Origin of the sequence: Blautia faecis (assembly GCF_027662325.1) — a bacterium.
GTDB classification, from domain to species: domain Bacteria; phylum Bacillota; class Clostridia; order Lachnospirales; family Lachnospiraceae; genus Blautia_A; species Blautia_A faecis.
Genome location: NZ_JAQDKY010000002.1, coordinates 149,066 through 169,790, shown reverse-complemented (window position 1 = coordinate 169,790; position 20,725 = coordinate 149,066). Strand labels below are relative to the sequence as shown.

Annotated in this window: 22 protein-coding genes; 16 read left to right on the top strand and 6 right to left on the bottom strand. The window is 37.2% G+C overall.

Features of this window, described 5'->3' with window-relative positions:
- The first annotated feature begins 258 nt into the window (after nucleotides 1–258).
- The 6 genes from PGQ38_RS02250 (at nucleotide 259) to PGQ38_RS02225 (ending at nucleotide 3,096) form a co-directional block, all read left to right on the top strand.
- The gene (locus tag PGQ38_RS02250; protein ID WP_204453171.1) at nucleotides 259–507 is read left to right on the top strand and encodes a hypothetical protein; all 249 of its coding nucleotides are present in this window, start codon (nucleotides 259–261) and stop codon (nucleotides 505–507) included.
- Between the two features lie 46 nt (nucleotides 508–553).
- On the top strand, nucleotides 554–955 hold the full coding sequence (locus tag PGQ38_RS02245; RefSeq protein ID WP_204453169.1) for a mannose-1-phosphate guanylyltransferase: 402 nt from the start codon (nucleotides 554–556) through the stop codon (nucleotides 953–955).
- Between the two features lie 32 nt (nucleotides 956–987).
- Entirely contained in the window at nucleotides 988–1,782 is a 795-nt protein-coding gene (locus tag PGQ38_RS02240; RefSeq protein WP_270430729.1) for an RNA polymerase sigma factor, read from the top strand.
- Nucleotides 1,783–1,815: 33 nt separating this feature from the next.
- Nucleotides 1,816–2,037 carry a hypothetical protein gene (locus PGQ38_RS02235; RefSeq protein ID WP_148462679.1) on the top strand — a complete coding sequence of 74 codons (222 nt, stop codon included), beginning with the start codon at nucleotides 1,816–1,818 and terminating at the stop codon, nucleotides 2,035–2,037.
- A 146-nt stretch (nucleotides 2,038–2,183) separates the two neighbouring features.
- On the top strand, nucleotides 2,184–2,390 hold the full coding sequence (locus PGQ38_RS02230) for a hypothetical protein (RefSeq protein WP_270430728.1): 207 nt from the start codon (nucleotides 2,184–2,186) through the stop codon (nucleotides 2,388–2,390).
- Nucleotides 2,391–2,655: 265 nt separating this feature from the next.
- The gene (locus tag PGQ38_RS02225) at nucleotides 2,656–3,096 is read left to right on the top strand and encodes a hypothetical protein (protein ID WP_270430726.1); all 441 of its coding nucleotides are present in this window, start codon (nucleotides 2,656–2,658) and stop codon (nucleotides 3,094–3,096) included.
- 119 nt (nucleotides 3,097–3,215) lie between these two features.
- Here PGQ38_RS02225 and PGQ38_RS02220 read toward each other — a convergent pair whose 3' ends face one another.
- The 6 genes from PGQ38_RS02220 to PGQ38_RS02195 all read right to left on the bottom strand — a co-directional run bounded on the left by PGQ38_RS02220 (nucleotide 3,216) and on the right by PGQ38_RS02195 (nucleotide 8,042).
- A complete protein-coding gene (locus tag PGQ38_RS02220) occupies nucleotides 3,216–3,908 on the bottom strand; it encodes a sensor histidine kinase (protein WP_270430724.1) in 693 nt (230 codons plus the stop codon).
- A gap of 138 nt (nucleotides 3,909–4,046) precedes the next feature.
- Nucleotides 4,047–4,247 carry a hypothetical protein gene (locus tag PGQ38_RS02215; protein ID WP_270430723.1) on the bottom strand — a complete coding sequence of 67 codons (201 nt, stop codon included), beginning with the start codon at nucleotides 4,245–4,247 and terminating at the stop codon, nucleotides 4,047–4,049.
- The gene (locus tag PGQ38_RS02210) at nucleotides 4,244–4,921 is read right to left on the bottom strand and encodes a response regulator transcription factor (RefSeq protein ID WP_204453167.1); all 678 of its coding nucleotides are present in this window, start codon (nucleotides 4,919–4,921) and stop codon (nucleotides 4,244–4,246) included. The genes PGQ38_RS02215 and PGQ38_RS02210 overlap by 4 nt, the downstream gene beginning before the upstream one ends.
- A 19-nt stretch (nucleotides 4,922–4,940) precedes the next feature.
- Nucleotides 4,941–7,013 (bottom strand): FtsX-like permease family protein, encoded by a 2,073-nt coding sequence (locus PGQ38_RS02205; protein ID WP_204453165.1) that lies wholly within the window; start codon nucleotides 7,011–7,013, stop codon nucleotides 4,941–4,943.
- A complete protein-coding gene (locus PGQ38_RS02200) occupies nucleotides 7,003–7,770 on the bottom strand; it encodes an ABC transporter ATP-binding protein (RefSeq protein ID WP_148462674.1) in 768 nt (255 codons plus the stop codon). Before PGQ38_RS02200 ends, PGQ38_RS02205 begins: the two co-directional genes overlap by 11 nt.
- 110 nt (nucleotides 7,771–7,880) lie before the next feature.
- On the bottom strand, nucleotides 7,881–8,042 hold the full coding sequence (locus PGQ38_RS02195) for a hypothetical protein (RefSeq protein ID WP_204453163.1): 162 nt from the start codon (nucleotides 8,040–8,042) through the stop codon (nucleotides 7,881–7,883).
- A gap of 175 nt (nucleotides 8,043–8,217) precedes the next feature.
- Between PGQ38_RS02195 and PGQ38_RS02190 the strand changes: the two genes are divergently transcribed.
- From PGQ38_RS02190 to PGQ38_RS02145, 10 genes are all read left to right on the top strand, one after another.
- Nucleotides 8,218–8,427, top strand: a complete 210-nt coding sequence (locus tag PGQ38_RS02190; protein ID WP_148462673.1) for a DUF6219 family protein — start codon at nucleotides 8,218–8,220, stop codon at nucleotides 8,425–8,427.
- A gap of 3 nt (nucleotides 8,428–8,430) precedes the next feature.
- Entirely contained in the window at nucleotides 8,431–8,886 is a 456-nt protein-coding gene (gene bcp, locus PGQ38_RS02185; RefSeq protein WP_148462672.1) for a thioredoxin-dependent thiol peroxidase, read from the top strand.
- Nucleotides 8,886–9,638, top strand: coding sequence for a peroxide stress protein YaaA (gene yaaA / locus PGQ38_RS02180; RefSeq protein WP_148462671.1), 753 nt, complete (start codon nucleotides 8,886–8,888; stop codon nucleotides 9,636–9,638). The genes bcp and yaaA overlap by 1 nt, the downstream gene beginning before the upstream one ends.
- 385 nt (nucleotides 9,639–10,023) lie before the next feature.
- Nucleotides 10,024–10,974 (top strand): helix-turn-helix domain-containing protein, encoded by a 951-nt coding sequence (locus PGQ38_RS02175; RefSeq protein ID WP_173719092.1) that lies wholly within the window; start codon nucleotides 10,024–10,026, stop codon nucleotides 10,972–10,974.
- 472 nt (nucleotides 10,975–11,446) lie between these two features.
- Nucleotides 11,447–14,245 (top strand): hypothetical protein, encoded by a 2,799-nt coding sequence (locus tag PGQ38_RS02170; RefSeq protein WP_204453161.1) that lies wholly within the window; start codon nucleotides 11,447–11,449, stop codon nucleotides 14,243–14,245.
- Nucleotides 14,160–14,546 carry a hypothetical protein gene (locus tag PGQ38_RS02165; RefSeq protein WP_204453160.1) on the top strand — a complete coding sequence of 129 codons (387 nt, stop codon included), beginning with the start codon at nucleotides 14,160–14,162 and terminating at the stop codon, nucleotides 14,544–14,546. The genes PGQ38_RS02170 and PGQ38_RS02165 overlap by 86 nt, the downstream gene beginning before the upstream one ends.
- Nucleotides 14,547–14,706: 160 nt before the next feature.
- Nucleotides 14,707–15,741 (top strand): ComEC/Rec2 family competence protein, encoded by a 1,035-nt coding sequence (locus PGQ38_RS02160; protein ID WP_204453158.1) that lies wholly within the window; start codon nucleotides 14,707–14,709, stop codon nucleotides 15,739–15,741.
- A gap of 2 nt (nucleotides 15,742–15,743) precedes the next feature.
- Nucleotides 15,744–17,060 carry an ABC-three component system protein gene (locus tag PGQ38_RS02155; protein WP_204453156.1) on the top strand — a complete coding sequence of 439 codons (1,317 nt, stop codon included), beginning with the start codon at nucleotides 15,744–15,746 and terminating at the stop codon, nucleotides 17,058–17,060.
- Nucleotides 17,050–17,589 (top strand): ABC-three component system middle component 1, encoded by a 540-nt coding sequence (locus PGQ38_RS02150; RefSeq protein WP_204453155.1) that lies wholly within the window; start codon nucleotides 17,050–17,052, stop codon nucleotides 17,587–17,589. The genes PGQ38_RS02155 and PGQ38_RS02150 overlap by 11 nt, the downstream gene beginning before the upstream one ends.
- Complete coding sequence (locus tag PGQ38_RS02145; protein ID WP_204453153.1) at nucleotides 17,582–20,674, top strand: AAA family ATPase; 3,093 nt, start codon at nucleotides 17,582–17,584, stop codon at nucleotides 20,672–20,674. Before PGQ38_RS02150 ends, PGQ38_RS02145 begins: the two co-directional genes overlap by 8 nt.
- Nucleotides 20,675–20,725 lie beyond the last annotated feature (51 nt).

Here is a 20,725-nt window from a genome sequence, read left to right as displayed (position 1 = left end):
AAGTAAAGCCAGGAAACTTAGACATTCCAATGACAGGGTTATAGATTGGTGCTATAATATATATCGATTAGCAGTGAAATAGCTGGCGGGATTTATGCGTAAGAGTGAAACTTGAATGCATTGCGATATCTGCTATATGCTTCATTACTATAAACCCGCAGTAACACGAATATATTTCGTATTTACAGAAGCACTGGAAGAAAATGGTATTCTGACTCAGAAATAATAAAAAACAGGACAGCAAAGGAGAACAAGCCTATGTCAACATTAACAATCATTATATCACTCATTATTTTAGCAGTTTACATTTTCTTACTGGTTGCAAAGCAAAATAATAAAAGTAATCCAAAAACAAATGGAATGCTGATGGTTGTACAGGGAGCTTTATGGACTGTGATCGCAGTAAGCAACTGGGCTGAGAATACGGTTGTAAACCGGAGTTGTTACATTATAGTAATTGTTTTATCGTTTATTTGTGGAATCCGGGAACTTATTAAGCAGCAGTAAAAAATGAGAATGGCTAAAACTGTTCCTTTAGATGGAGATGTTAAAAATGATTCATGATTTAATGTACATTGAACTTAAAATGGGATATTCAGATGATGGTCCGGCATGGATCGGATATGTGAAAACTTCAAAGAGTAAGAAAACAATCTATTTTAATAACCATGCTTTTCAAAAATATAATGGCAATTATTCCAATTATATAGATATTGAGAATGGCGACGAATATTGGATTTCCGGGTTGAAGAAGAAAGAGAGTAATCGTCATTGGGATGGACATGGAAAAATCATGATCGACCGCAGAGCTGTTAAAGAATATCTGTCTCTGATTGGAGAAAGGGAGCTACCGCTAAATTTGTTTGAAGTGACTGATATGGAAGATAGCTTCCCCATTGAAAGAGTAAATAGAGTATTGAACCAGAAGATTACAAGTACTGATAATTTTGAATAACCATAAGGGAACACTTCAGCTGACAAAAGGGAATGGCTAATGAGCTGTTCTCTTTTTGTTATGCTATGACTCAAAAAAATATAATTTTTTTGAGACGTCCGTCAAAAAAAGCCGACTTTATAATTGAGAACATTTTTGAGGAGGTGAACATCATAGACGATAAAAAAATAATAGAACTCTACTTTGAAAGGAATCAACAGGCAATTAAGAAAACAGATATAAAATATGGAAAGCTCTGTCACAAAATTGCCTATAATGTCCTGAATAACCGCCAGGATTCGGAAGAGTGTGTAAATGACACCTATTTAGGAGTATGGAACAGAATCCCACCTGCAAGGCCAGGCAATTTTAAATCTTATATTTCCACAATCGTCAGAAATATTTCCATCGATAAATTTAGAAAACTAAAAGCCCGAAAACGATCAGCCAATATGGTTATGGCATTGGATGAACTTGCAGATGTACTGCCGGATGAAAGGTATGCTCCGGGCAGGAATGATGAAGAGATTGGAAAATCAATCAGTATTTTTCTTTACAAACAAAAAGAAGAGATCCGGAGAGTGTTTCTTCTAAAATATTTTTATTTTGAATCTAACATAGCTATTGCAGAGAGATGTGGTTTTACTGAACGCAAAGCATTAATGTTTTTGCATTCTTTGTTGGTATGGTTGCAAGTTACTATTTGTATTCAAACTATATTGCAGGATTTTTTCCAAGAAGCTATGCGGTGGTTTGGTTTGGATTTACATCTGTTTCTCCATTATTGGCTTTTATTTGCTGGTATACAAAGGGGAAAGGAAAAGTGGCATTTATACTGTCAGCTCTGATTTTGGCAGTGTTGTTCAATATGTGCTTTCTATATGGATTCGGATATTTTAGTGCATGATACCTATTGCCGGATTGTTATTCGTCATGCGTCCTTTGACGCTGCCCGTATGCTGGTGGCAAGGTGGAAACGGGAAATCTCCCTTGAATATTTGACCGAAGAAAAGTTTGTCCCGCTAAGCACCACAGACGAGTATCGCACATCTGCAAAAGCACACGGTATCATCACAAGGGGGGACGACTGCTATCGGAGGTAATCATATGACAAATCAGAGTACAATAGATAAAGAGGTCAAGAAAAAGAGTCGTAAAAAACCGGAAGTTAAGATATATAAAATATCAATACTTGTTCTAAAGAACTAGCACATCTTCTGTAGATTCTGTATCTTTTGAACATGTCAGTGTGATAGAGAGAGGACTAAAAGTAACAAAATTGGATACCTTTGTAGCGATAGCCAATGCACTTGATATATCGGCAGATGCACTGCTGATTGATGTCGTGACACATTCTGTCACAGGTGTTACCAATGAATTGTCTGAAATGATAGAAAAATTACCAAAGAACGAACAGAAAAGAATTTTAAATGCAGTCAGAGCTTTTGTAGGCTAATAGAATTAACTGCAAAATTGAAGGGCATAAAGCTCTTCTTTTTTTTATGGATTCATTTGTAAAACATGTCTTTTTTCGCAATCAAAACCATGATATTATAGTTCTAAAGAACTATATATAATTCTTAAAAATAGATATAGGCAAAATGCAGGATTTGAAGATGTTAATCTGTCTGTGCAGAAAGAACGAAAGAAAGTAACACTTAAAAGAGACAAATCGGTATTGAAAGAAGTAACAGATTATGCAGTAGGACAGTTAGAAGGGAATGAATGGAAATATGAAGAGAAGTATCATTGCAGTGATCTCAGGAGCAGTGATCTTGATAATTGCGGCAAAAAGTATTTATATGAAATCTGAATCCGGTCATAAGAAAGGTGAACCGGATGTAGTTGGAACATTTTCCATAAATCGTGATGAAAATATAACTGTGGTCGCTAACCGGGAAAATATTGAAGATAGAGAAGCGTTTGCAAGAGAACTATTGCAGATGTACAAGGATGATTCTTTTCATTCGACAAAATTCTCAACAGACCATGGATATGCGACGAGCCTTGATATGCACATTTATTTATGGAAAGAGGATATTGAAGAAGGAGAGTCGGTAATGACAGCCGAATATAGGCCTATAGAATACGGAAAGGACTATGACGTTGTCAATAATCCTGATAAATTTCAACTATATATAGATGGAGAAGAGATTGAGTAAGAATTTCCTGTGGGCAAACCTTTTATTATATTTTTTAAAGAAAGATTAAAGAATAACAATACAAGCCTTTGGATAGCTGACACCACGCTGCCCGCAGGAGAAAATCTGCGGGCGCTTTTCTATTTATATGATTTTCCATTAAATCTCAATTTTGGAAAGAAGATGACTATCTTAAAGCCCTTTCCCCATTGGGAAGCAGCTTCCAGACGAAGGTTTAGATCGTCAGCCATCTTCTTAACCAGGTAAAGCCCTATACCGGTGGCTTTCTTTCTGCTGTCAGTAAAATCCCCGGTAAAGCCCTTCTGAAAAATATACGGCAGATCATATTTTTTTACACCGATGCCGTTATCCTCAACTGAAAGGACATCTGCGGTCTCCGAATGTATCATAGAGATCGTTAGCATGGGACTATCGCTGCTATATTTTATGGCATTGCTCACGATCTGTCCCAACATAAACTGAAGCCCTCTACGGTCTGTATAGACTGTTTCAGATTGCAGTTTATTGAGAATTACAAACTGCTTTTCTTCCAGAAGTGGGGCATAGTCCTCCAGAACTTCCCCCAAGCAGTCATTCAAATTGATATCCTCAAACTGATAATCCTTTGTACTGCTCTTTAACCTGGCATAGTATAACATTTGAGTGACATCCTCCTGAAGCTGACTGCGGACATAATCCAGCTTTGCTTGCAGGGGAGGAGATATTTCGTCGCTCCGATTATCCAGGAGCATAGTCAACAGCGATAGGGGCGTTTTCGCTTCATGTGCCCAGCCCTCCACATATTCTTCATAGTCCTGTAGGGCATCTGCCATACTGTTACTCTCAGTTTTGTGTTCCTGTAAAACGGATGCCAGAAGCTGGATAGATTCTCCTTCTTCCCGGCTGATGGCACTGAGCAGCCGTTCCTTGTTGCAGATGGTAGGATCACTGAGGAAATCCCGGAACAGCTCTCAGCGGGTGGTCTCCCGCTTGTTTAGCACAAACAGGATCGCTGAAAACAGAAGGATGCTTGTCAGAACCACTAACCCAATCAAGGTCTGAAATGCCTGAATGTCAGAAATCCAAAGAATGATAGAACAAAAGCAATCCACACCCAGCAGCAACAGCAGCCAAGGGTAGTACCGTTCTATTATGCGCCAAAACTGCTTCATGGAGATACCTCCGCTTCCAAACGATAGCCCATCCCACGAACCGCAACGATTCGTTGCTTCATCTCCAGACCGGACATCGTCTTTTTCAACCGGGTCAGGTTAACCTGCAAGGCATTTTCGTCTATGTATTCTGTGGTTCCCCATAGTGCTAAGCAAAGCTGCTCCGTCGTGACCAGAGCATCACCACTGGCCAAAAGAGCAACCAACAGTTTTCCCTGATTTTTTGGAAGCACCACAGAGGTGTTATGAATATAAAGTGTGTAAGTCTGCTGGTCCAACAGGAAATCTGATCCCTCTATGAGGTTGGTACGGCCTTCATACCTTTTGAGAATATTGGATACCCTGGCAAGAAGTCGCTCTTTTCTGTACGGCTTTGTCAAATATTCATCGGCACCCAAGTGGAACGCTTGTAGTTCATCCTTTATCTGATCTCTGGAAGTCAGTACCAGGACAGGGATAGAGGTTTTATTCTTTAGTTCCTGACAGATTTGAAAGCCACTGATCTCCGGCAAATTTAGATCTAAGATCACAAGGTCAGGACGGAGGGCTGCCAGGAGTCGAGCGGCATCTTCAAACTCGGTGATTGCCTCCGCAAGATACCCGTCCCTTTGGAGCATATAGCAGAGTTCTTCCCGAATATAAACTTCATCTTCCACAACAGCAATTCTTTTCACGACAGCACCTCCTTCCAAATTATTCTTCTCTCTGTGGCTGCATCAGTGTCAGCAAATACCGATCACTGGAGCGCTTGACCACACTCATATAAACACATTCTATCACACAAAGTAGCAAAATCATAGCAGCAGATACAGGTAGCATTTCAGACACTGTCTCACGGGTTCGTGACGAGAGTATCCCTGTAAACAACGCTCTGACTCCAAACAGACTGCTGACAGCTGCAACCAATACAGGAAGTCCCATAAACCACGAAATCTGCTTTCTGGCGGACTGGCAAAGGCTTTCGTAAGTGGCTCCCAGACGGATCAGGGTCTGGTATCTACGCCCGGTTTTCTGCTGGCTCATCAGGAACTGAACACCCATAATGGTGTTGGCAACCACCAGGAACACAATCGCCAGATAGAGGGTAATATAGATGGATGCTACGGTGTAGAAAAGCTGGCGGCTCATATTCTGAAGATAGGTTTCATATTCAAGGCCAGTTTCGTCCAGCTTCTCGCTCAAATACAAATATGCAGTCATAAGGCTATTTCCTTTCATAGCCTGCTCACTGAGTACCGCATTCACATACGTATCATACATTCCTTGGGTATGATAGAGGAAGGCTTCATCTGGAAGAATCAATGCAAAGGACAAAGTAATAGAACGGTCCGCGACCAAATTCACAGACTGAACTTCTCCTGTAAGATGAATCGGACTGCCAACCAGTTCCGTTTCAGGCTGTTCAGTAAGTATGTTGTTCAGCATTGCGGTGCGATTTACAGTAGTAAAGTCGGAACCTATATAAACAGCGGCTTCATCCTCACTTAATTTAATGACAGGTTTGCCGGACAATTCCAGTAAACGATTATAGTCTGACAGACAAATCAGATACGGATCTGTGGCATAACCAAGATTGTTCAGAAGGACATCCCGATCTTCCGACTGGGGCAGGCTCCGAAGAGATTCCATAACAGCATCCATGCTGTAGGCATTCTCGTAATCTTCTGTGGTGCGAATATGCCCAACCTTCATTTCAAAAAGCTCAGAAAACTGGTTTTCCAAACCGTTTTCGTTCAGGGCTGTCTGTATATTCGAAAGAACCTGCGCCGAATCTTCAACGGTATAATCTTCAAAGGTATAGTCAATTACATGGTCGGCGGATAGATTGTTTGTCCCTGCGATCCCCAAGCCTGCACCAAAGCAACACAGTGCTGCCAGAATCAGCAAAGAGCTGATAGCCATAGAGCTTGACTGATGAATGACATTCTCCTGAATCTGGCGGAAAGTAAATACATGAAGCTGCTTGTTTCCTTTGCCTTTTTTAACAATCAGAGCAATCAGAGCCCGCATTCCGTAGAACAGCAACATCGTACCAGCCGAACCTAACAGCAAAGTCAGTCCCATCATACTTACCTTTGTCCATGCAATTCCTTGAATTGCCATGTAATAAGCCGTTGCCAACATCACACTTGCACATACAGCAGCCAGCCCATAGAAAACAGAAGGCATTTGCTTTTTGGGACGGTTCGCTGGCTGGGATAGCAAAGTACCGATCTCCTGGCGGCTGATCCGTCCACTCAAAATCAGAAGTGCCGTCAGCTTAATTGCCAGAAATCCTGCCAACGTCCATTCAATCGCAGACCAAGATAAAGAAAACTGATGACCGATGATTCCCATGCCTACCAGCTTGGCGGTGACAAGACTGATAATTTCTGAAAGCACCACAGCCACAGGTAAGCCTATGAGCATGGCAAGAATACTGGTCAGGCAATCTTCCGCCAGAAGCATACCAAACAGTTTACTTCTACGCATCCCCAACATTAGATAAACACCAAACTCATGCCGTCTGCGCTCGAACTGATACTTGCAGGCAAAATAGATCAAAAAGAAAAGAATACCCAAGGTCATTCCGTAAAACACAGGAATCAGAAGCAAGAGCCTGTTCACGGCATCGCTCTCCATCTTCTGCAAAAAGATCATAACATTCTGAGTAGAGATGGAAAGAATCATGTAAAAGGCAACAATAGAAATCACCAGGGAGCTGAAAAACAGACCGTTTTCCTTTCGGCTGCGACGGCTGTTCCGAAGAATGAGATTAGAGAACATTTGCGCCGCCCCCTCCCATTTGCGCCATCACTTTTAGGATGCGCCCGTAGAACTCCTGCTGGGATTCGTCTCCACGTCGTAGCTCATGAAAGATCACGCCATCCTGGATGAACAGGATGCGCTTACAGAAGCTGGCGGCATTGGAATCATGGGTTACCATCAGGATCGTAGCTTGTTCGTAACGATTCAGGTCGGACAGCTTCTCCATAAGACTTCTTGCGTTCTTAGAATCCAGCGCACCCGTCGGCTCATCGGCAAGAATCATTTGAGGATGCAAGATCAGAGCCCTTGCTGCCGCAACACGCTGACGTTGACCGCCGGACATCTTGGACGGAAACTTATCCAGAACATCAGTGATTTCCAGATAGTTAGTCAACTGCTTCAGCCTCTGGCTGCTTTCTGCTTCGGATACCCCATGCAAGGAAGTCGGAAGCAGGATGTTTTCTCTGCCAGTCAGGTTGTCCAGCAATTCAAAGTTCTGAAATAGATAACCAACTTTTTTGCTACGGTACTCTGCAAGAGTCTTTCCCTTGAGCGATTGCAAAGTATCCCCATCCACCTGAATGCGTCCGCCTGTGGGCTGAATCACAGTTGCAATACAGTTGAGAAGCGTGGATTTACCGGAACCGCTGCTTCCCATAATACCGAGAAACTCTCCCGGCATGACCTGAAAAGTGATTCCGTTCAGGGCTCTCGTCTGGTTTGGCAAAGTCCCATAGACTTTGGTAAGATTTTCAATATTCAAAATTGGGTTCATATGAATACCTCCTATCCATTTTTAGGTAAATGATAGCACAGAAACACAATATATAACACTTACAGTCGCTGTAAGAATTCTGTTCCTGTTTTCAGAACAAGAATGACGCATCAAGGGGGGAGAAGTATATGTTTTGTAAGAACATCGGGTGGCAATGAAAAAATATGCCGGCCTGCATGGATGGCATCCTCGGCAATCAGAAGCTCTGTCAGCTTATCCATCGCTTTCCGGTAAGCCTGCTCTGTACCGCTGGCGGTGCTTCCCTCAAACATAACCGCCAGTTCTGATATGATGCCCTCAAGTAGGTGTTTTTATTTTTATACCCTACTTGAGGGTATCATATCAGATATTCTGAAAAATTTTATAGGAAGGATCTATTATAAAATTGACATAGGAATGCGGTAGAGTATAATTACAATTGAATACACTGAAAAATGGAGGAATCACATGAAAGCACACAAATATTGGTCGTTAGGAGCATTTATTACCATGATTGGAACTGTTTATACAGGATATAAAGGCTTAAAATCAAGTCACAAATATTTTGCACTAAGCTCTCTGCTTTGTATGATAATGTCTATCTATACAGGACACAAAATGATTTCTGGCAGTAAAAAAACAAGAAAGAAAGCGGAAGCTACAGAAACGGAGGATTAAAAAATGTTGGAAACAGGAACAAAAGCCCCTGATTTTGAACTGCCGGATCAGAACGGAAACATGCATAAATTAAGTGATTATGCCGGAAAGAAAGTAATTTTATATTTTTACCCGAAAGATAATACAGCTGGCTGTACGAAACAGGCATGTGGCTTTTCAGATCGGTATCCTCAGTTTACAGAAAAAGGAGCTGTTATCCTTGGTGTTAGTAAGGATTCAGTAGCTTCTCATAAGAGATTTGAAGAAAAATACGGACTGGCATTTACCTTATTGGCAGATCCGGAGCGCAAAGTGATTGAGGCATATGACGTTTGGAAAGAAAAGAAGAATTATGGAAAAGTCTCTATGGGAGTAGTAAGGACGACCTATCTGATTGATGAGCATGGAATTATCATAAAGGCAAATGATAAAGTGAAAGCAGCAGATGATCCTGAAAATATGCTGAAGGAATTGGCGTGATGAAGATTATATTATCACCGGCAAAAAAGATGATTACGGATACGGACAGCATAGCACCCGTAGGAATGCCGGATTTTCTTGATAAGACAACGAAGATACTGAGTTGGATGAAGAGCCTGGAAAAAGAGGAACTGAAAGCAATCTGGAAATGTAATGACAAGATTGCCAGGCAGAACTTTGACAGATTAGAAAATATGGATCTTTATCACATGCTTACTCCAGCTATTTTGTCTTATGAAGGAATTGCATTCCAGTATATGGCACCAGCAGTGTTTGAAGACGGACAGTTTGAGTATATCCAAAAGCATCTGAGAATTTTATCCGCATTTTATGGAAGCTTAAAGCCACTGGACGGTGTGAAACCATATCGCCTGGAAATGCAGGCAAAGGTTACAATAGGAAATACCCGAAATTTATATGACTATTGGGGAGATCTGCTATATCAGTCCGTTATTGATGACAGCCGGATCATTATTAATCTGGCATCAAAAGAATATTCGAAATGCATAGAAAAATATCTGTCACCAAAAGATACGTATATAACGATTACATTTTGTGAATTATCCGGAGAAAAGCTGGTAACAAAAGGTACTTATGCAAAAATGGCCCGCGGCGAAATGGTCAGATTTATGGCAGAAAGAGGGATTGAAAATCCAGCTGATATACAAGAATTTAACAGACTGGGCTATAGGTTTAGAGAAGACTTGTCATCAGAGAAGGAATATATTTTTGAACGGTTGTCTGCACTGTAGTGTGGTATTGCATACTAATAAAACTACATAAAATCATAGCAGAATAATAAAACTGTAATCAGGCATTTTGAGAGAGGAAGCACTGATTGTTTTGAAAGAATACTTTGCTACTCACAAGAAAGGCTGATATACCTCCAGTTTGCAGAAAAAAATGCTGGACCGGAGAGTAAAAAATACGATAATTTATATAAATGGCCTATCATAAACCTAAAGCTGAAAAGAAGGATTGATAATTTTGAATGACCATAAAGCAACTTTTGATGTTGAAAGTAACTTTGAATATCGTAGACATACAATGTCTGGTTGAAAATTCGTGGATTCTCATTTTATGTCGTGGTAATTTTGTTACATATTGGTAAACTGTAAGTGGAAGAGAGGTAGAGACATGGACACAAAAAAGATCGGAGCTTTTTTAAAGCAATGTCGTAAGGAAAAGAATCTGACACAAGAGCAGCTTGCTGAGAAATTCAGAGTGTCTGCAAGAACAGTTTCCAGATGGGAAACAGGAACAAATATGCCAGATCTTAGCATACTTGTTGAGCTTGCTGAATATTACGATGTTGAAATGAGAGAGCTCCTGGATGGAGAAAGGAGCCAGGCTATGAATAAAGAGATGAGAGAAACTTTGGACAAAGTTGCAATGTATGAAGAATGGACAAAACGAAAAGCACTACAGGCTGGAAATCTTGCCTTTGCATCAATGTTTGTGATTGGTGTAATGGCAATTATTATTCAAATGTTATTGACAATAAATATTCGTTTTATTTTAGGAGAGACAGTAAGTGTTTTAGCCGGAGGAATCCTGTATGCAACTATTATGATATACAATGGAATATGGGATAAATGTTTGCCCCAAAATACTACTGTATGGAGGGATTTTCTTACCAGCGTATTATGTTCAGGAATTTTTGCTTTCCTCTATGGCGTATGCTTGTTAAGAATGGGAGCTACAGAAACACAGATAACACGATTAGCTTTTGAATTTTGGATCGGTATTACTATTGTCGCATTTATTATTCTTAGAATTCTGACATTTATCAATCGGAAAAAGAAACAAAATCCAACAAATACTCAAAATATAAAAGAAATTTCACCATTATCTAAGATGGAATATATCAAGATTTACAATGCACAAAATATAATAGAAACGGAACAACTCATGGAAATGTTAAGACAAAATGGAATAATGGCTTTTTCACAGGAGGCAAGTGCGAATGTTGCGATGCATGGGGCACCTGGCTTTGGAATATATGGAATGGATATATTCGTAAAAACTGATGATGCAGAAAATGCAGTAGAGCTGATTAAGGAGATTCGAAATCAAGAAAAGCAGTAGAAAATTGGTATTCTTGATAAAAAAAATTGGATTCAGATGACAAAAGGAGAATGGCTAAAGCTGTTCTCTTTTTTTGCTGTCAGGCAGAAAGAAGTGTGCATGATGAGCTATACATTCTTACAAACATCTCTTAATGATAGGAACTAAAAAATGCAGCTTTTGGCACTTTTTAACAGGGAAAAGTTAACATATGTTAATTCGAAAAAAGTTGCACAAAAAGTATTGCTTTATTTTTGAGAGGAGGCTAAAACACCGATAGTTAGAGAATGCTAACAAGTAATGGCATAGTGGATATGCCTTTTTTACATCTCATTAGTTAGATGCAACTGAATTATATTTGAAGTCGGTAACAAAAGGTATATTAGGTGAACCGCAAGGATGGGAAAGTATATTACAGGGAGAACCTGTTAATATAAAAGGCATTGCCGCAAATAACAGTATAGCCAGAAAAGAGAAAGAGGAGGAAAAGAAAATGCTGAATTCAAAGATGAAACGCAGTATGGCGTGGATCATGTCGGCAGCTGTGATCATGTCAGCAGCACCGGTATCAGCGGCAGATTTCACAGCTGAGGCAGATGTGGAAGTGACCGCAGAGGCAGCAGACGCAGGAGCAGAGGAAAATACAGATGCACCAGAGGCAGAAGCAGAAGAAGACGGAGGCTTCGGTTCTGGGGAGATGATCTCTGAGGAAAATACAGCCGAGGCTGGAAGCGACGAGACCGGACTGACAGATGAGGAAAATGCCGGGGATGAGAGCGCAGACTTCATGGACGGATTCTCAGATGGAAGTGCGGAAGAAGAGAGCTCTGATATTTCGGATGAATTTACAGATGAAGGAATGTCTACGGAAGAGCTGGTTCAGGCATTTGCAGAAGCTGGAACGGAAGATCCTGCACCTTGGAGTAGTGTTGATTCTCTTCCAGCAGGAACTTATGAAAATGTAACAGCCAATTTATATGTACCAGGTGCACAGAACAAAATTTTAGGTGTAAATGCGTATCTTAATAACCCAGCTGATCCAGTAGGTATGAGCGGCGTCTTTGGAGTACCAACAAATCCAATATATAATGATGCTTCTATGGTGATTGATGAAAATGGAAGAATCACTTTAACGCTTGAACTGAAAAATCAGGTTTTTGAACTTTTACAGGTTAAAGATGGTACAAACGTACATGTAAAAGAAATTGAACGAAGTGACACATGGGCTTACGACAATGTCGATAAGATTGACATGGGGGATGGAACATACAAAGGACGAATTAAAAAGATTGTTTTTGAATTAGATGATTTTAGCGGTTTATACACCCTTGGTGATTGCGTAGAATTTGGAATTATATTATATGATGAACAAAATCCAGATAAAGATGTCAAATGGTATGTACCGTTAAATCTTGCAGTAGATTTTGAAGAACAGAAACCAGACGTAAATATTTCAAATAAAGCATTTTTTAATGATGATGCAAGAGTGGGAATCGCTGCCCGTGGACGCAACATGGATAAAGTGGTTGCAGATATTCATGAAGTGACATCTGGTGAAGAATTTGAAAAAGTAGATACTTATATGAAGGAACACTGTGCAAATGAGCCTGAATATAAGTTATTCTATTTTTCGCTTAACCGAACTGATGGTAAAGATATTTCAGAATCCAAAATAAAATATAATTTGTTCACAAGTGTATTCTTTGATATTGACGTTAATGATGCACAGGTTTATCAGTGGCAAGGCGATTCTTTGAGTGGAATGAAAACTCGGGGAAACACTACCCGTGACTACTGGAATGGACAAGACGGAGATATCTGGGAGGCTGTTGATCTATATAATGGATTAAATTTTGGTTATGTTGTGATTTGCAATAAGCAATCAGTAGTAAAGACTCAGAGAACTTATACAGATGATGTAACAGGTATTTCAGCAATTTATCATGGACATAACCAAAGCGAAAAATGTGACGACTCAACATTAGCTACAGATACAATATTCACAGCTAAAAAAGATAATATAACTAATTTAGAAGAATTGGAAAATTTAATTCTTGAATCTGGACAGTCTTCTTTTAGAAAATTAAAAATTGAAGATAGCTATAAGGTAGCCCTGTACAGAAAGTCAGCAGAAGATAAAATGTTGGGGACAAAAGCAAAAGTTACATGCATGGATTTTCTGTTCCCTAAAGCTTTAACTGAAGGTAAGGATATTTACAAAGTTATTTATGACAGAGACAGCAAACAGTATGTATCTGTTGAAAAAATGGATATAACTGATGAAGGTGACAATGTAAAAATTACCGGAGTAGATGTGTCATTAAGTTTGGTTCAACAGAAAAAACAGTTGCAGTTGTACTATTCTGCTATTGATGAAAATTATGTTGGATCCAGAGCCAAAAGCCAGTGCCAGTTTTTCATATTCGCAGGAGAGGGTGCTATTGCTGAGAAACCAACTGCACCAGTTTCTGCATTCACTTATGATACAACAGAGAAAGTGGCTGTTCCGGAAAGCAAATATTACACAGTAGAGGGAACTACTTCTGCAACACTTCCTGGAACTTATCATGTAAAAGTTACATTAAATGAAGGTTATTTCTGGACTAATGAGACTACCGATCCTGTAGAATTCGACTGGACCATCAAAGCACTCCAGACCGAGAAGCCAGTTGCCATTTCCGGTCTTACCTATAACGGCGAATTCCAGACAGGTGTGAAAGCAGGCACAGGCTACAACCTGTCTGGTACTTACACAGCGAAGGACGCAGGTACCTACAACGCCAAGGTTCTCCTTGCAGACGGCTACGAGTGGTCTGACGGAACAACAGACGCTCTTACCCTTACCTGGAGTATTGCAAAGAAAACAGTAGCAAAACCATCCGCAGCAAAAGATCTTGTTTACAATGGCAAATCCCAGACTGGTGTTGCCGTTGGCGAAGGTTATACCGTAACCGGAAATACTCAGACAGATGCTGGCGATTGTACCGCAGTTGCAGCACTTGACAAAAACTATGCCTGGGCAGACGGCACTACCGATTCTGTAAAAGTGGCATGGAGCATTGCAAAGAAAGCAGTAGCGAAGCCGTCCGCAGCAGCAAACCTTGTTTACACAGGCAAAGTCCAAACTGGCGTTACCGCAGGCGAGGGCTACACCGTAACCGGAAACACCCAGACAAACGCTGGCACCTACGCAGCAGTTGCAACCCTTGACAAGAACCACACATGGACAGATGGCACCACAGCTCCGGCAGAGAATTTTACAAAAGAAAACGGAAAAGCAGGATTGTTATGAACGATATATCATGGAGGAAGCTGACCGGAATCAGTATCTGGCTGTAAAGCAAGCCTGTGATGCAGAGATTGAAGCGGCGGAAAAGAAGATCGCTGAATTAAGCAAAGAGATGGCGATGCAGACAGAGGTGGATGATGAGCAGCTGAAAGAACTTGAAAATATTTCTTTGTTTGCAAGAGAACCGGCACTGACGAAAGAAATGGTTGAAGCAATGATAAAGGAAGTGAGAATATATCGGGATGACCGGTATGAGATTAAATGGAAGTTTAAAAATGTGTTTGATGAGGTGGCTTGCCCGTGAGGGCAGGCCATTTTAATTGCCAATAGTCGAAATAAGGAATTTTATGTGGTTTCATTGTAGAGGAAAAAGGCAATTGATGGTAAAATATGTATAGCATTCTTAGAATGTATAGATATTGAAACAGGAAGAATGACGTTTGAAAGGGTGTCAGATATAGATTATGCTTAATATTAAGGTACTAAAAGCTTTGAATGGCGACAGTATAATTATTTCGTATGGGGATGATAGGTTGCATTATATTCTTGTTGATGGAGGTAGAGGAAAATTATGTTTTCATCAATTATGTAAATTTATTGACGAGATAAAAGAGAAAAAGGGAAAAATTGATTTATTAGTTTTGACTCATATTGATTCAGACCATATAGATGGTATTTTACGGTTGTTTTCTAATCAAGATTTTGACTTTTCGATAATCGAACAAATGTGGTTTAATTTTGGAGAGAGATTGTTTAATTCGTTACAGATAGATGGACTTTACAAAAAGATTAATTTGTATGAAAGAGATACAAAAATTAGTTGGAGACAGGGGGAAGACTTAGAGGAAATTTTACAAAGAACAGGAATTATAAGAAAATTACCTATAGTTAGTCCCGGTTGCCATTTTGTCGGAGGTGCAAAACTTACTGTACTATCGCCAAATGTTGAAATATTAAAAGAATTTGCTGATAAAGATGATGAAGAATGTGCTCGTACAACACATATCGCATATTGCTGTGATTATGAAAAAAGTGTTACTGAGCTACATGAAAAAGAATTTGAAGGGATTGTTTCTTTGACGAACAGAAGTAGTATAGCCTTTTTATTTGAATTTAGTGGAAAAAAATTATTGCTTCTGGGTGATGCTGAGGATAACACTATAAAGAATTCTTTAACAAAGCTTGGCTATTCAAATGAAAATAAATTGAAGGTTGACTTTTGTAAAATAGCTCATCATGCGAGCAAGCACAATACGAGCAATGAGCTTATTCAAATGTTGGATTGTAGTAATTATATTATAAGTACGCAGCTTACAAAAGAAGGAAGACCGAGCAAAGAATGTTTAAGTCGAATTATTTGTAATACTACTTTACCTGTCAAATTTTACTGTAATTATGATATTGATGCCAGCAAAATTTTTACAGAAAAAGAAATATCAGAATATGGCATGGAATTCATTATTTTAAATGAAGCAGGCATTAATGTGGAGGAAACCTAAGCATGATAACGGATTTTTATGATAAGGTTGTAATAAAAATAGAGTATGAGGGGTTCTATGGATCAGGTATCCTTATTTCAAATACACAGAAAACAAATTCATATCTTATAACGGCATGGCATTGTTTGAATGAACAAACAGATATTGCATATGAGAAAATAAAGATATTTCGACAGGTAGAAGGATGTATAAAAGAAATTTTTTTGAATTTTAGAGAAAAGACGATACTTAAGGAAAACGACATTATTATTTTTACAATTGATTTTCTTGATGATATACCGGAATATCAAATTATAGAACCAGAGATAAGAGAAAAGGTAGCTATTGTGGGATTTCCTAATGCTTTAAGTTCTGTATCAAGTAATATAAAACGATATTTGCTTAGAGGAGAAATTAATGATATTCCGAGTAAATCAATTATTCAAATTAATAGCGAAAGTAGCTTTGAAACATATGAAAGTACTGCATCTCAAAATGTTTCTGGATATTCTGGAAGCGGGGTATTTATAGAAGAGGATAATAGAATTTATTTATGTGGAATTCTTAATGATTTATGCTCTCCAGAAGGCGCTTTTTCCGCCATCAATGGAATATCAATATTTAGAATAGATGATGAATTATTTAAAGCGCAAAATATACATTTACCAAATATAAGATGGTGTAGTTTTAATGACTTTGTCCAAGGCACTTTGGAAATATTTGATGATCCTTTAGTGGAAGTGTGTTCAGTACAAATACCTGAGATTATAAGAAATGTAACACCTAAGAATATAATGGATCGTTGCGGAAGTAAAATCGTATGGCCCTATTCGCATAAAAGTGTTTTAAAAAATGAATTATGGGAAGCATGGTTGCTTTATTTAATAATTCGGTGTATTGAAGATCGAGAAAATCTTAAAAATGAAAATTATTATATGATAAAAGGAATTGACGGAGATCGAAGTGTTAAAGTTTTTTATGTGACAAACCATACAAAATTGCCTGATTTTTTGAAAGATTATTTGCAGAACGCATATTTTGATATTAATGATGGGGAACTAATGATTATAAAGACTGATAAAACACCTGCTAAAAAAATTCTTCCATCGAGTAAGATTAATGAAATAGTTACTAATATCAGCCGTACAATTAGTGTTGAAAATCATCTTTATATTGATGATGTAAAAAGTAGTATGCAGCATATATCACTGGTACATATTGAGGCATTAATAGATGAAATGGTACGTTTTATAGATGAGGATGGAAACGAACAATTATCCGGGAAAGAATTGGAGCGAAAATTAAGCGGAAGAATACTGGAGGTGCTTCATGGGATTTGAATTATATAATTATGGGAAAGATTCATTACGTAACACTGATAACTCAGAATGGATAGATATGATTACTTGCTGGGTTGAGAAAGAGCAGGGCTATAACATTTATATATTTCAGGTAATTGTAAATAATCAAAAAGAAATAGAAAATTATTATGCTACTATAACAGCGTCAATTGCAGTGGAATTTCAAACAAAATTGAGAAAAGCGATTGAAAAATGGAACATTTATTTGATTTTTGAATGTGAAGAAACTGTAGATTGGAAAATAAAAGCTAAAGTGGAGCAAGATAAATATGCTGTGCGGAAAATGGTATGGGATGATTTGTCAGAAAAAGAATTAGAGGATAGGGATTATCTCAGGAAGCGTCTTTTAAGTCTTAGTATAAATGACTTAGAAGAACCAAAGGAAAAAATTTTATTATATGATAAGATAGCAGAAAAAGACTTGGAGTTATACACAATTTTGCGAAAAAGTAACTTGGATATAAATAAAAAGGTTGCGCTGTATATAGGAGATGGTATCGATGAATAAAAAAATTAAAGAGATAGATATTGGCAACTTTAGGGCTTATAAGGATTTGCAGAGATTTAATTTTACATATGATAATGGTAGAAAAATAGCAGATTTAGTGGCAATCTATGCTCCAAATGGTTATGGGAAAACCTCTTTTTTTGACGCAATAGAATGGGCAGTTACTGATAAAATAGGGAGGCTAGAAGGAGGTAAGCCCGTTGAAGAGGAAAGAAAAAGTGAAAAAGATTATATATTGAAGAACAAAGATGTTGATGCTGAGTTTGGAACAGTAAAAATTGTTGATGAGGATAATCGTATATTGCATATTTGTACAAAGAAGAAAAGTGGAAAAATGAAGGGTGATTATAGACCAGGTGAGCCAGTAAGTATTTCTAAGGAGTTGCAAACAATATGGGATGAAAAAGACACATTTTGTACAACAAATTTGTTGGCACATGACAAGATTACAAGTTTTTTACAAAGATATACAGCAGAAGATAAAACAAATGAGTTACGGGTAATGTGGGACGAAAATAATTACTCAGAAATTTTAAATAATATTACTGAATTATATAGTGAAATAGATAAAAGGAAAAAACAGTTAACTTTGGATATTTCAAAGGAAGAGAAAGAATTAAAAAAATATAGCTATGAAAATAGCCAAAGTGAAAAAATTAAGGAATTAATATTAAATTACGAAAAGAATTATGGATTTCAAGTTTTGCAAAATAATGCTATATTTTCAGAAATAGACGAGCTTTTGAGAGAATTTGATAATTTATATGAAAAAACGCAGAAGGATAAACACAAGACAGAAGTTGATGTAAACGTTAATGATATCTTATTAAAAGATTATTCTATTTATATGTGTAATAAAAAAAATCTGCAATTAAAGTTGCAGATGAAGTCTGAAGGTGAAAAAGCATTATTAATATGGGAGAATATTGAAAAAGGTGTACAAAAAAGGAATAACATGTTGAAGAAGTCTCAAGAATTTTCTGATATTCTTGGTAAAATCTCCGTATTTTATGAATGCAAAACCAAGATGGAACGAAATATTAAGAATATGGAGTGTGTTGAAAAGGAATTAATAAATAGCCAAAAACAAAGACTTGATATTACAGAGAAGATACAAGAGTTAGAGGATAAATTAAAGAAAGGTAATGAAGTAATTGGAGAACAACAAATAGTTAATAGAGAATTACAGGAGAACTTCTATAAGTATGAAAAAAGTAAATTACAGATACAAAAGTATAAAAAATTAGTTATTAAAGCAAAGTATATCTTGGAAGAACGGCAAAAAAGAATTATGGAATATTCTCTTTATATAAGCAGAATAGAAGCATTCAGAGAAAAAAAGACAGATATAGACAGTATAAGAGATATTATTTCTGAGCAGATCATAAGCAATTATGATTTTACTAATAAGCTAATAGCGGAGAAAACTTTATTGATTGAAAATATCGAGGCTTTAGAAAAGAGTAAAAGGAATATTGCTAAATTGCTTGACAAAATTCAACAATTACTCATTCAAGGTAAAGATATTGTGGTCGAAAGAAATCAAAATGAATGTCCTTTATGTCACATGAAATATAATGATTGCGAGGAGTTACTAGGGAAAATATCTGAAAATGCAAATGAAAACAAAGAATTGCTGGAAATTGATAGCCAGTTGAAAAAGAATATGGTGAGAAAGGAAGAACTTGAAGTAAAAATAAAAGAAGTAGAGCAAGAAATAGATATACAAATTGTAGCTATTCATACAAGGTATAAAAAACAGTATACTACAGAAATGGAAAAAACAACGAGATTGCAAGAAATAATTACTTCATGGGAGAGTATGGTTGATTCAGCCGAAAGCATCTGTAAAAATTTGGTAGTGAGTTATTTAGAAAAAGGAGTTGATATTTCCGTAAAGGATAGCGTTGAGAATAAAGAAAAAGAAATTAACAAAGAAATAACTTTTGTGAAAAAAAACATAGAGTTTTGGCAAGCTGAGAATGAAAATCATAAGAAAAAGTTAGATTTAATAAATAAAAGCATTCGAGATTGTAATTTAAGAATTCTTGAAATAAAAGAGGAGAATAGTAATATCAAAGTAGAGCCTATTTTCTTAGAAGTTGGAAAATTTCTTGAAGAAAGTGATTTGTATAAATCTGAGTTTAGTTACGAAGAAATGAAGGAAGTAATTGAAAATCAGTGTAAAATGCTATCTGAGCAATTATCTGAAATAGAAAAACAGCTTGTAGATAACCAATCTAAAGTTACTGGAAAGAAGGAGGAGTTCGAATTAAAATTAGAGTCGCTTTTGAAAGAAATTAATGAATTGCAAGTCAATATTGATAGCTATTTGCTACGATGCAAAAGCGCAATTGGCGAAGTTGAAAGTGATGAAAGAATAGCCCCTATAATTGAGCAATTAAATACCGATTTAAAAGAGAAAATAAAGGAGCTTTGTGAGAGATCGGAAAAAGAAGATAATATTCTTTTAGGGTTAAGAAATTTAAAAGAACAAAAAATGTGGCTAGATAGAAAAGAATCCTGCCAAAAGCAAAAAGAAAGGTTGGAATTATTGGACAAACGGTTGGAAAAGTTGGGTGAAAGTAAAAATTATGTGGAGGAATTCATTGTAGAAAGAACAAATGAGTATTTTAATTCTGACATCATTAATCAGATATACAATAAGATTGATCCACATCCTACAATGAAGCATATCAAATTTATTACTTCAAAAGATAAGAAGGGATTGAAAACTCACATTTATACATATGATGACTCTGAAGAAAACATGATGTCTCCGGTTTTATACTTAAGTTCAGCTCAGGTAAATATTTTGTCATTATGTATTTTTTTATCAAAAGTGTTGAGCGAAAAAAATACTACCTTTAATACTATTTTTATGGATGATCCTATTCAGCATTTAGATGGTATAAATTTGTTGGCTTTTATTGATCTTCTTAGAACTATAACTACAGAGATGGGGCGCCAGATTATAATATCTACACATAATGAGCATTTTTATGAATTGTTGAAAGTTAAAATGGATGCAGATTATTATCCATCAAAATTTATAGAGTTAGGTAGTGCTGGAGTAATTAAATAAAAATTTTCTGCAGTGATAATTTTATTTTGTGTGAATTTTTATAAAAAATCC

What these genes read in the sequence shown, in the direction of transcription:
- PGQ38_RS02245 (WP_204453169.1), top strand. Translation starts at nt 554, where the DNA reads ATGATTCATGATTTAATGTACATTGAACTTAAAATGGGATATTCAGAT.
- yaaA (WP_148462671.1), top strand. Translation starts at nt 8,886, where the DNA reads ATGAAGATTATATTATCACCGGCAAAAAAGATGATTACGGATACGGAC.
- PGQ38_RS02160 (WP_204453158.1), top strand. Translation starts at nt 14,707, where the DNA reads ATGCTTAATATTAAGGTACTAAAAGCTTTGAATGGCGACAGTATAATT.
- PGQ38_RS02195 (WP_204453163.1), bottom strand. Translation starts at nt 8,042, where the DNA reads ATGTTTGAGGGAAGCACCGCCAGCGGTACAGAGCAGGCTTACCGGAAA.
- PGQ38_RS02225 (WP_270430726.1), top strand. Translation starts at nt 2,656, where the DNA reads ATGAATGGAAATATGAAGAGAAGTATCATTGCAGTGATCTCAGGAGCA.
- PGQ38_RS02155 (WP_204453156.1), top strand. Translation starts at nt 15,744, where the DNA reads ATGATAACGGATTTTTATGATAAGGTTGTAATAAAAATAGAGTATGAG.
- PGQ38_RS02215 (WP_270430723.1), bottom strand. Translation starts at nt 4,247, where the DNA reads ATGAAGCAGTTTTGGCGCATAATAGAACGGTACTACCCTTGGCTGCTG.
- PGQ38_RS02235 (WP_148462679.1), top strand. Translation starts at nt 1,816, where the DNA reads ATGGATTCGGATATTTTAGTGCATGATACCTATTGCCGGATTGTTATT.
- PGQ38_RS02150 (WP_204453155.1), top strand. Translation starts at nt 17,050, where the DNA reads ATGGGATTTGAATTATATAATTATGGGAAAGATTCATTACGTAACACT.
- PGQ38_RS02250 (WP_204453171.1), top strand. Translation starts at nt 259, where the DNA reads ATGTCAACATTAACAATCATTATATCACTCATTATTTTAGCAGTTTAC.
- PGQ38_RS02170 (WP_204453161.1), top strand. Translation starts at nt 11,447, where the DNA reads ATGCTGAATTCAAAGATGAAACGCAGTATGGCGTGGATCATGTCGGCA.
- PGQ38_RS02190 (WP_148462673.1), top strand. Translation starts at nt 8,218, where the DNA reads ATGAAAGCACACAAATATTGGTCGTTAGGAGCATTTATTACCATGATT.
- PGQ38_RS02175 (WP_173719092.1), top strand. Translation starts at nt 10,024, where the DNA reads ATGGACACAAAAAAGATCGGAGCTTTTTTAAAGCAATGTCGTAAGGAA.
- PGQ38_RS02220 (WP_270430724.1), bottom strand. Translation starts at nt 3,908, where the DNA reads ATGGCAGATGCCCTACAGGACTATGAAGAATATGTGGAGGGCTGGGCA.
- PGQ38_RS02205 (WP_204453165.1), bottom strand. Translation starts at nt 7,013, where the DNA reads ATGTTCTCTAATCTCATTCTTCGGAACAGCCGTCGCAGCCGAAAGGAA.
- PGQ38_RS02240 (WP_270430729.1), top strand. Translation starts at nt 988, where the DNA reads ATGGCTAATGAGCTGTTCTCTTTTTGTTATGCTATGACTCAAAAAAAT.
- bcp (WP_148462672.1), top strand. Translation starts at nt 8,431, where the DNA reads ATGTTGGAAACAGGAACAAAAGCCCCTGATTTTGAACTGCCGGATCAG.
- PGQ38_RS02200 (WP_148462674.1), bottom strand. Translation starts at nt 7,770, where the DNA reads ATGAACCCAATTTTGAATATTGAAAATCTTACCAAAGTCTATGGGACT.
- PGQ38_RS02145 (WP_204453153.1), top strand. Translation starts at nt 17,582, where the DNA reads ATGAATAAAAAAATTAAAGAGATAGATATTGGCAACTTTAGGGCTTAT.